The sequence below is a fragment of the Paenibacillus sp. AR247 genome (assembly GCF_002968895.1).
Lineage (GTDB): Bacteria > Bacillota > Bacilli > Paenibacillales > Paenibacillaceae > Paenibacillus_AQ > Paenibacillus_AQ favisporus.
Genome location: NZ_PCZT01000023.1, coordinates 302,281 through 312,334 on the forward strand (window position 1 = coordinate 302,281; position 10,054 = coordinate 312,334).

Annotated in this window: 9 protein-coding genes and 1 pseudogene; all 10 read left to right on the plus strand. The window is 58.2% G+C overall.

Annotation, left to right across the window (positions count from 1 at the left end):
• Window positions 1-960: FecCD family ABC transporter permease (locus tag CPT76_RS38015; protein ID WP_219845483.1), on the plus strand; the 960-nt coding region annotated here is incomplete at its 5' end.
• A 61-nt stretch (window positions 961-1,021) separates the two neighbouring features.
• Window positions 1,022-1,324, plus strand: a complete 303-nt coding sequence (locus CPT76_RS30445) for a hypothetical protein (protein WP_076171949.1) — start codon at window positions 1,022-1,024, stop codon at window positions 1,322-1,324.
• A 280-nt stretch (window positions 1,325-1,604) separates the two neighbouring features.
• Window positions 1,605-2,087, plus strand: coding sequence for a hypothetical protein (locus CPT76_RS30450; protein ID WP_105445527.1), 483 nt, complete (start codon window positions 1,605-1,607; stop codon window positions 2,085-2,087).
• 285 nt (window positions 2,088-2,372) lie between these two features.
• Window positions 2,373-3,785, plus strand: coding sequence for a cytochrome ubiquinol oxidase subunit I (locus CPT76_RS30455; RefSeq protein WP_105445528.1), 1,413 nt, complete (start codon window positions 2,373-2,375; stop codon window positions 3,783-3,785).
• Complete coding sequence (gene cydB, locus CPT76_RS30460; protein ID WP_105445529.1) at window positions 3,769-4,788, plus strand: cytochrome d ubiquinol oxidase subunit II; 1,020 nt, start codon at window positions 3,769-3,771, stop codon at window positions 4,786-4,788. The genes CPT76_RS30455 and cydB overlap by 17 nt, the downstream gene beginning before the upstream one ends.
• A 219-nt stretch (window positions 4,789-5,007) precedes the next feature.
• Complete coding sequence (locus CPT76_RS30465) at window positions 5,008-6,666, plus strand: ABC transporter ATP-binding protein/permease (RefSeq protein WP_258168994.1); 1,659 nt, start codon at window positions 5,008-5,010, stop codon at window positions 6,664-6,666.
• Window positions 6,663-8,419 (plus strand): annotated as a pseudogene (gene cydC / locus CPT76_RS42350) (thiol reductant ABC exporter subunit CydC). The gene CPT76_RS30465 and the pseudogene cydC overlap by 4 nt, the downstream one beginning before the upstream one ends.
• A gap of 94 nt (window positions 8,420-8,513) precedes the next feature.
• Window positions 8,514-8,675, plus strand: a complete 162-nt coding sequence (locus CPT76_RS38020; protein WP_181153153.1) for a hypothetical protein — start codon at window positions 8,514-8,516, stop codon at window positions 8,673-8,675.
• A 181-nt stretch (window positions 8,676-8,856) separates the two neighbouring features.
• Window positions 8,857-9,444, plus strand: a complete 588-nt coding sequence (locus CPT76_RS30475) for a TetR/AcrR family transcriptional regulator (RefSeq protein ID WP_181153155.1) — start codon at window positions 8,857-8,859, stop codon at window positions 9,442-9,444.
• A 179-nt stretch (window positions 9,445-9,623) separates the two neighbouring features.
• The coding region (locus CPT76_RS30480) for an MFS transporter (RefSeq protein ID WP_146116481.1) at window positions 9,624-10,054 on the plus strand (431 nt) is incomplete at its 3' end.

A 10,054-nucleotide genomic window follows, 5' to 3' on the forward strand; every position in this document is an offset into this window, starting at 1 on the left:
GCCATGATTGTGCTGATCCTGCTGGCATTGGTCATCGGCATATCGGCAGGCAGCCTGCGCATCCCGCTGGGCGATACGCTCGCGGTCCTGAGCGGCGGCGGGGAGGCGATGTACCGCAATATCATCCTTGATATGCGTCTGCCCCGCCTGCTGGTATCGCTGCTGGCCGGAGCCGGTCTCGCCGTGGCCGGCGTCATGCTGCAGAGCACCGTCCGCAATCCGCTGGCGGATGCCTCGGTGGTGGGCGTCACCTCCGGCGCGGGCGTTGGGGCGCTGCTGCTGATCGTGCTCTTCCCGGCCGCCTCTAGCGGATGGCTGCCGGCTGCGGCCATCGTGGGCGCTGTGGGCGCAGCAGCCGTGGTGGGCGTGCTATCCTGGCGGAAGGGGCTGGAGACCAGCACGCTGACGCTGGTCGGCATCGCCGTGTCGGCGGCCTGCGCCGCGGCGATCCAGTTCCTGGTCATCCGCTCCGGCATGGGGGCTGCTCCGGCGCTGGCCTGGCTGGCCGGCACCGTCTATGCCCGCGGCTGGAGCGATTTGATCAGGCTGGCTGCGCTGCTGATCGTCCTGCTTCCGGCGGCCTGGCTGATCGGCCGCCGGGCGGACCTGCTGGGATTCGGCGATGCCGTATCCCAGGGGCTTGGCCTGGCGCTGACGCGGGCCCGGCTGCTCACAGCGCTGATCGGCGTGCTCATCGCGGCCGCCGTCGTTCAGGCCGTTGGCACGGTCGGTTTCGTCGGCCTGCTGGCACCGCACGCCGTCCGCCTGCTGACCGGGCATCATACCCGGCGCGCGGTCGTGCTGTCGGCGCTGCTCGGGGGCCTGCTGATGGTCATATCCGATATCGTCGGCCGGCTGCTGATCGCCCCCAAGGAAATTCCGGTCGGTCTTGTGGCAGCGGTCATCGGAACGCCTTATCTGCTCTTTCTGATGTTCCGCTCCAACCGGCTCAGGAAATAGCCTTCCGCCCCGGCTCCCTTCGCCTCAGCTGGAATAAGCTGGGGTGAAGGGGGTGAGACGCATGACGACATCCAAGCATTATTCGGCAGCCAAGAAGTATATGAACCGCCGGGTAAAGATCAAGACGAAATACGGAAGCACGTTCTACGGTAAGATCGTCAAGGTCAGCAGTTCCAAGGTATACCTGAAGGTTTCCTCGGTCTCGAGCAGTCCCGGAAAGGCGCATATCTCGTTTTTTCCTTTCATTCTGCCGCTCGTACTGTTTGATCTGCTGGTGATTGTGCTGGCGGACGGCCGTCACCATCATGTTCCGCATCCACACTATCCACACGGTCCGTATCCCGGCCCATACCGTCGTCTATAATCGGACTTGTTTCTGCGGCTAACAACCGTTTACACGAGGCGGATTTCGACAAAATGGCTGGTAAATGTTATCCTTTTGTCGTAATTTCATACAAAAAATGAAGCCGCACGCATGCCGCATTAAAGCGCTCTACATCCGGCAGCTGCGGGTTTCCCGCTTTGGAAGGCCCCCGAAAGGGGGCTTTTTTATATTTCCGGCACTTGGCACTATTTCTCACTTTGATTCTGTCCCTCAGAAGTAGTACATTATTAATTGAAATCATAAGGAGGTTTCCGAATTAATGTTCTATGAAGACAATGAGAATTTGAGCATCATGACCTACACCTTGAATAGCGGCATTAAAGGAACTGTACCTTTATCCAATAAGCAGATTCAGGAATGGATCGAGTGCTATCGCACAGATGCGAAATTCATCACAGCGATCGGTAAGGAGTTTTTCGGCCTGAATCCGGAGCTGGTCGCCGATTTTAAAGTGCATAATCGGTTCTCCAATTACGCTGAACTGATCAAGCCCGTAGTACCTTCTTCGGAGCCCGACAACACGGATCAGCTCTCGAAGGCGTACGAAGAAAATCGGGTGTACTTCAAAGTCGATTGCAAATGCGGTACGACTTACACGACCTTTTCCCAATACTACACGACCAAATGGTATTGTTCCAAGTGCAAGGAAATCGTATTTTTGGACAAGAAGAAGGGCAGAGTGCCGACCGATAAGGGCGATGCCTGGTACATGACCAATAAATACTATGTGGCACGGGACTAGCATGATTTCACGAACGAGCCTGAAGCAGGCAACATATATAGAGGAACTGAAGAATTGGACGGCTGCGCCGAAAGGTGCGGGCGTCTTTTTTGTGCTTGAAGGGCCTCATTTTTTAATATTTTGTGACTAATTTCACAAAATTAACGATTTGGGCTTGGTATTGTGACATAAATCACAATATTCGGATTCAAAGTCTGCCATGATACAGGAAGAAACGATGAAGCCAAGTTATCGGAACCTGTTAGGCGGGTTTTAAGAATAACGACAGGAAAGAGGGAAGAGACGATGGATGTAGTTATGCTGTCACGTATCCAGTTTGCCGCGACGACGATTTTTCACTTTTTCTTCGTGCCGCTATCCATTGGACTGGTGTTCACGATCGCGATCATGGAAACGATGTATGTCGTCAAAGGCAAAGAAGAGTACAAACGAATGGCTAAATTTTGGGGGAAGCTGTTCCTGATCAACTTCGCTGTCGGCGTGGTGACGGGGATCTTGCAGGAGTTCCAGTTCGGCATGAACTGGTCGGCTTACTCCCGCTTTGTGGGTGACGTCTTCGGGGCGCCGCTGGCGATCGAAGCGCTGCTTGCGTTTTTCCTCGAATCGACGTTTATCGGCCTGTGGATTTTCGGATGGGAGCGCCTGTCCAAAAAGGTCCACATGATCTGCATCTGGCTGGTCACGTTCGGCACGGTGATGTCGGCGTTCTGGATTTTGGCGGCCAACTCCTTTATGCAGCGTCCGGTCGGTTTTACGATCCATAACGGCCGCGCGGAGATGAATGACTTTCTAGCTTTGATTACGAACGGCCAGCTGCTGCTGGAGTTCCCGCACACGATTCTGGCGGCTTTTATGACCGGGGCCTTTCTGGTCACCGGGGTCAGCGCCTACAAGCTGCTGAAGAAGCAGGATACCGCCTTTTTCAAAAAATCTTTTGCCATCGCGGTGATCATCGGGCTTGTGTCCTCGATCGGCGTGGCACTGGTGGGCCACCAGCAGGCGCAATATTTGGTGAAGACCCAGCCGATGAAAATGGCTGCGACCGAAGCGCTCTGGGAAACGAGCAGCGATCCCGCGCCGTGGACGGTCACCGCATTTATCGATACGAAAAATCAGACCAATACCGGGGAATTCCAAATTCCCTACCTGCTCAGCTTCTTGTCTTACAGCAAGTTTTCCGGCGAAGTGACGGGGATGAAGGAGCTGCAGTCCCAATATGAACAGCAGTACGGCCCAGGGGATTACATTCCTCCCGTGCGCACGACCTTCTGGAGCTTCCGCATCATGGTGGCCAGCGGCTCGCTGCTCATTGTGCTCAGCTTGTATGGCGCCTATCTTGCGGCACGCAAAAAGCTCGACAACCGAAACACCTGGTTTATGCGCCTGATGCTGTTTGCCATTTCGCTGCCGTTTATCGCCAATACGTCGGGCTGGATCATGACGGAGATTGGACGCCAGCCTTGGACCGTATTCGGGCTGATGACGACAGCCGACGGGGTGTCGCCGAGCGTCACGGCCGGCCAGGTATTGTTCTCCATCATTGCTTTTACGGCCATTTACGCCATTCTGGCGGTGGTCATGGTGTATCTGTTCGTCCGCGTCATCAAGAAAGGACCGTACGCCGACAACGCTGCTCATTCGAATGAGTCGGCCGATCCATTTGATAAGGAGGGAGTTCCGCATGCTGTCTCTCAATGAGCTGTGGTTTGTCCTTGTAGCTGTGCTGTTTATCGGGTTTTTCTTTCTGGAGGGTTTTGACTTCGGGGTCGGGATGTCCACGGGCATTCTGGCCAAAAACGATACGGAGCGCCGGGTGCTGATCAATTCGATCGGCCCCTTCTGGGATGCCAACGAGGTGTGGCTGCTGACGGCCGGCGGCGCGATGTTCGCCGCATTCCCGAACTGGTACGCGACGCTGTTCAGCGGTTTTTACACACCGCTGGTGCTCCTGCTGCTCGCCCTGATCGGGCGCGGGGTGGCTTTTGAATTCCGCGGCAAGGTGCAGACCACTGCTTGGAAAAAAACGTGGGATGTCGTCATCTTCATCGGCAGTCTGCTGCCGCCGCTGCTGCTCGGCGTCGTCTTCGCCGACCTGATCCGGGGGCTGCCGATCGATCAGGCGATGGAAATGAAAGCCGGATTTTTCGGCGACATCGTCAACCTGTATTCCGTGGTCGGCGGGCTCACCATGGTAGTGCTCTGCCTCGTGCACGGACTGATGTTTACGACGCTTCGGGTCACCGGCGACCTGCAGGTGCGGGCCCGCCGCTTGGCGGAGGTGCTGCTTGCACCGCTGGCGGTACTGATCGCGGCGTTCGGAGCCATGACCTATTTCGAAACGGACATTTTTGAGGGCCGTGCCTTCCTGCTGACCGTCATGGGCGTGGTGATCGTCGCCGCTTACGTGCTGGCCGCCATCTTCATCGCCAAGCGCCGTGACGGCTGGGCATTCGGCATGACGGGCGCCGTCATTGCGCTGACGATTGCCTTCTTCTTTGCCGGATTGTTCCCGAACGTCATGATCAGCTCGATCGATCAGGCGTTCAACCTGACGCTGACCAACGCCGCATCGGGTCCGTATTCCCTGAAGGTCATGACGATCGTGGCTTTATCCCTGCTGCCGTTCGTGCTTGGCTATCAGATCTGGAGCTATTTCGTCTTTCATAAACGGGTTCACGAGCAGAGCCATCTGGAGTACTGAGAACCATGGATAAGCAGCTGCTGGGTTACAAAGGGATAAAGCCCGTTTTCGCCGTCATGCTGCTCCTGACGGTTCTGCAAGGCGTCTCCATCCTGATGATGGCCAAGGGGCTGGCCGAGGCCGTATCGGCCCTGTTTCGCCGGGGCGCTGCTATCCGGGCAGACCGGCAGGATAGCGCTGTTCCTCGGTGCCTTCCTGCTCCGGCACGGGCTCGGACTGCTGCAGCAGAAAATCGGCAGCGCGTTTGCGGACCGCACCGCGGCAGATGTCCGGAGGCGGGTGCTGCGCAAGCTGTTCCGGCTCGGCCCGCGGTTTGCGCGAACCGAAGGCACGGGCCATCTGGTCACGCTGGGGCTCGAAGGGACGGAGAAGTTCCGCAAATACCTGGAGCTGATCCTGCCCCGGATGGCAGGCATGTCCATCATTCCCTGGCTGATTCTGGCCTACGTCTTTTTCCGTGACATCACGTCCGGCGTCATTCTGCTGGTCTCCATGCCGATCCTGATCGCCTTCATGATCCTCATCGGGCTGGCGGCCCGCAAGCAGGCCGAGAAGCAGATGGACACCTTCCGGGTGCTGTCCAACCACTTCGTCGATTCGCTGCGCGGCCTGGAGACGCTGAAGCTGCTGGGGCAGAGCCGGGAGCACGGCGCATCGGTAGCCAAGGTGAGCGACCGCTACCGGACGGCGACGATGCGCACGCTGCGCGTCGCCTTCCTGTCCTCGTTTGCGCTCGACTTCTTCACGATGCTATCGGTGGCCGTCGTCGCCGTCGGCCTTGGCCTGCGGCTTGTGAACGGCCAGCTTGAGCTGGTCACCGCGCTGACGGTGCTGATCCTGGCGCCGGAATATTTCCTGCCCGTCCGGCAGGTCGGCACGGATTTCCATGCGACGCAGGACGGCAAAGAGGCGGGCGCCGTGATGCAGTCCATCCTGGATCGGCCGGAGCGAGAGCCGGCTGATTCCGACGGAGCGCCGGGTCCGGGCGCCGATTGGCATTGGTCGCCATTCAGCCGGCTGACGCTGTCGGGGGTGACCGTGCAGCACCAGGCTGAGGCGTACGGTTCAGCACCGGAGACGGATGGTGCTGAACGCGGACGGGAGGCTGGGGCTGACCGCCCTGCAGAGGGCTTCACGGATGGAGCCGGGCAGGAGCAAGGGCAGGGGCAGAGCTTTCAGAACCTCCAGAGCCCTCGTTCCTTGGATGACGCGTCCTTTGAGGTTCAGGGCATGCCGACCATCGGCATCATCGGCGCCAGCGGCGCGGGCAAATCCACCCTGATCGACGTGCTGGGCGGGTTCCTCGCACCCGATGCAGGCGAGATTTGCCTGAACGGGACGCCGGTCGGTTCGCTGGCCGGTGAAGCGTGGCGCAGCCAGATCACCTATATCCCGCAGCATCCGTATCTGTTCAGCTGCTCCCTGCTGGACAACATCCGGTTCTACTCGCCGGAGGCGTCCCGGGAGGAAGCGCTGCAGGCTGTGGAAGCAGCCGGCCTTGCTGGGCTGGTCCGCAGTTTGCCGGGTGGCCTGGATGAGCCGATCGGCGAGGGCGGGCGCCAGCTGAGCGGCGGGCAGGCGCAGCGCGTGGCGCTCGCCAGAGCTTTTCTGAGCGACAGGCCGATTATTTTGCTGGATGAGCCGACGGCCCATCTCGATATTGAAACCGAGTATGAACTGAAGCAAACGATGCTGCGTCTGTTCCGGGGCAAGCTTGTTTTTCTGGCCACCCACCGCCTGCACTGGATGCCCGATATGGACCGTGTATTGGTGATGGATCAGGGCAGGATCGTCGAGGAGGGCACCCATTCGGGGCTGCTCGGCAAGGGCGGGGCGTATGACGCTTTGATTCGATCGCAAATGGAGGGAGTAAGGTGAGAAAAGAAGGATGGATTGTACCATACATCCGGGCCCACTGGGGACGCTGCCTGCTGATTATCGGGCTTGGCAGTCTCGCGCTGCTGTTCGCGGCAGGTCTGATGTTCACCTCCGGACTGCTGATCTCCAAATCGGCGCTGCGCCCGGAGAACATTCTGATGGTGTACGTGCCGATCGTGCTCGTCCGCACGTTCGGCATCGGTCGGGCCGTCCTGTTCTATGCCGAGCGGCTGGCGGGCCATGATACAGTCCTTCGGATCGTATCCTCCATGCGCGAGCGGCTGTACCGGATCCTGGAGCCGCAGGCGCTCTGGATCCAGTCGCGTTTTCGCGCCGGAGACGTTCTAGGCGTGCTGTCCACCGACATCGAGCATCTGCAGGATGTGTATTTGCGGACCGTGTTTCCCGCAGCGTCGGCGCTGGTCATGTACGCGGCAGCCGCAGCGGCGGTGGGCCGCTGGGATCTTCGCTTTGCCCTGGTCCTGGCGCTGTATATGTTTATCCTGGTCGGCATTCTGCCATGGCTATCCCTGCTGATGACCAAGGCCCAAACGAAGCTGGCCAAAACGCAGAAGGCCGGCATGTACCGGCAGCTGACCGATGCCGTGCTGGGCATGGGCGACTGGGTGATCAGCGGCCGGGAGGCCCAGTTTCTGGCGGCATACGAGGTGAAGGCTGGGGAAGCCGCCCGAACGGATGCGAAGCTCCGCGCCTGGGTACGCTTCAGACAGCTGGCTGCCCAGTGCGTTGTCGGCTTGATCCTGCTGACGGTGCTGGTCTGGGCGGCAGGGATGCATGCGGACGGGAAGCTGCCTGCCGTGCTGATCGCGGCCTTTGTGCTTGTCGTGTTCCCGGTGACGGATGCCCTGCTCCCGGTCTCGGAAGCCCTGGAGCATCTTCCCCGCTACCGGGATTCCTTGCGGCGGCTCTCGGATTTGGAAGGGGAGGAGTCTACGGAAAAGGACAGATGAGCAGAGATCAAGCCGCAGCGATGGCCGGCGGCCCCGTTCATATTCGGGTGGAACGCGCCGGCTTTCGCTATGAAGGCGATTCGTCCTGGACACTGCGGGATATATCCCTCGATATTCCGCAGGGCAAAAAGGTCGCCATCATCGGCCGCAGCGGTGCGGGCAAATCGACCTTGCTAAAGCTGCTTGAAGGGGCGCTTACCCCTAGCGAAGGCGAGGTCACGCTGAACGGCGTTCCGGCCGCGGCGATCGGGGAGCATATGCCCCATATCGTTTCCGTGCTGAACCAGAATCCGCATCTGTTCGATACGAGCGTGGCCAACAATATCCGGCTCGGCAGCCAGGACGCCGGCGAGGAGGATATCGTGCGGGCTGCCCGGCAGGTGAAGCTTGACCGGCTGATCGAATCGCTGCCGGACCGCTACCATACCCGGATGCACGAGACCGGGCAGCGGTTCTCCGGAGGCGAGCGCCAGCGGATCGCTTTGGCCCGGATTTGGCTGCGTAACAACCCGGTGGTCCTTTTGGACGAACCGACGGTTGGCCTGGACCCCCGGACGGAGAATGAGCTGATCCGGATCATGCTCGATTCGCTGCAGGGGAAGTCGCTGATTTGGGTGACGCATCATTTGGCCGGAGCGGAGCACATGGACGAAATCGTGTTTATGGAGGAAGGCAGGATCGTGATGCGCGGCAGTCATGCCGAGCTGATGGAGAACGAGCCCCGCTACCGCAGCTTGTACCAGCTGGACCGGCCGGAGGCGCTGCTGATAAAGGCCAATTAAGCGGCTCTAGAAGGCGCGGTATGCATAAAAAAACTGGACTGGTGCATCCTACCACTTGGGCAGTTTTTTGCAATTAAAGGAGGTGCACCCGGACATGACGAATCACAATGATCAAGAGCTTAGTAAACACGAGGTCCAAAGAACCGAGCTGAACAAAATGCCGGTACCGGACAAACAAAGAGAAGAGTTCGCCAAAGAAATGGTGAAGGACGCCAAAGAAGCGTTCAGCCAACAGCCAACCCAGGATAACGAATAATCGGCCCTCGGGCTTTGGCCAAATGACCATTTTCCATTCATAGCAGCGATACGACGTCGGGGCGCCCTTAAGGAGATCGTGAAGATCGGGGGCGTCCCGCCTGTTTTTGTGCAAAATACTTGACTGAACGTTCAAGAAAATGTTATCCTCACATCAGGATCAAGAAAGGGGCGTTTACGGTATGGGCAGACACAAGGAATTCGACCAGGAGAAAGCCGTCGACCAGGCGCTGGACCTGTTCTGGGAGAAGGGCTATGAGAGCACCTCAATCCAGGATTTGTGCGATCATCTCGGGATTCACCGGGGCAGCCTGTACGATACGTTCGGCGACAAGCATGAGCTGTTTTTGGCCTGCCTGGACCGTTTCAGCGCAAGGACGGACGAGAATTACAACTATATTTTAAAAGAGGACAGCGACTCGCCCAAGGAGCAGCTGGAGCGTTATTTTTCCAGAGTGATGGACGTTTCACTGAGTAACGCGGCCCGTGGGCGCGGCTGCCTCATGACGAACACGACCCTGGGAGCGGTAGCTTATGTCCCGAACGTCGCCAGCCGGATCGATGCGCACTATATGCATACGGAAGCGCTGCTGTTCAGCTTCTTGATGCGGGCGCAAAACAAAGGTCTGGTGCGAAGCAAGCAAAGTCCGCGCCAGCTGGCCTGTTTTTTGAACGGCGTCAAGCAGGGCGTCCATGTCATGGCCCGGACGACGGCCGATCGCGGTGTACTGGAGGATATTTGTGCCGTCGCGGTATCTACGGTTTTTTAAAGTAAATTAGAGATGGGTAAATTCTCAGCGAGCCTGGATTCTATTTTTTGAGATTTTCTTGAACGAGCGTTCAGATAAATGTAGTTACAGCATCGGCTGCTTCTCCGTTTTGTAGGTAGGAGGCCGATTTTTATACCTTTTTCTTGAACGAACATTCCAATAAAAGTGATGGTGATCATATGAAACGCATGCTTTGGATCATTTTGATGATGTCGATCGGGGCGACGTTTACGTCCCCGTTATTTCCGCTCTATCAGGAGCGTTACCATTTAAGCAGCCTGCAGATCACGATTTTGTTTGCGGTATACGCCTTGTTCCTCCTGCCGTCACTGCTGATCTCCGGATCCCGGGGAAGCGGTTGGGGGCTCAAGCGGGTGCTACGGATCAGCATATGGATCTCCATATTTGCCACTCTGGTATTTATGGGCAGTCAGCAGGCATGGCTCGTGTATGCCGCAAGGATTCTGGAGGGGATCGCTTACGGGACGTTTACCGGTACCGCGGTGGCGTTTCTGCTGAAGCAGACGCCGGGTGACAAAATCCCGCTGGCCATCACCTTATCGGGTATAACGGTCTCGGTCGGATTCGGTCTCGGTCCGGCTTTGACGGG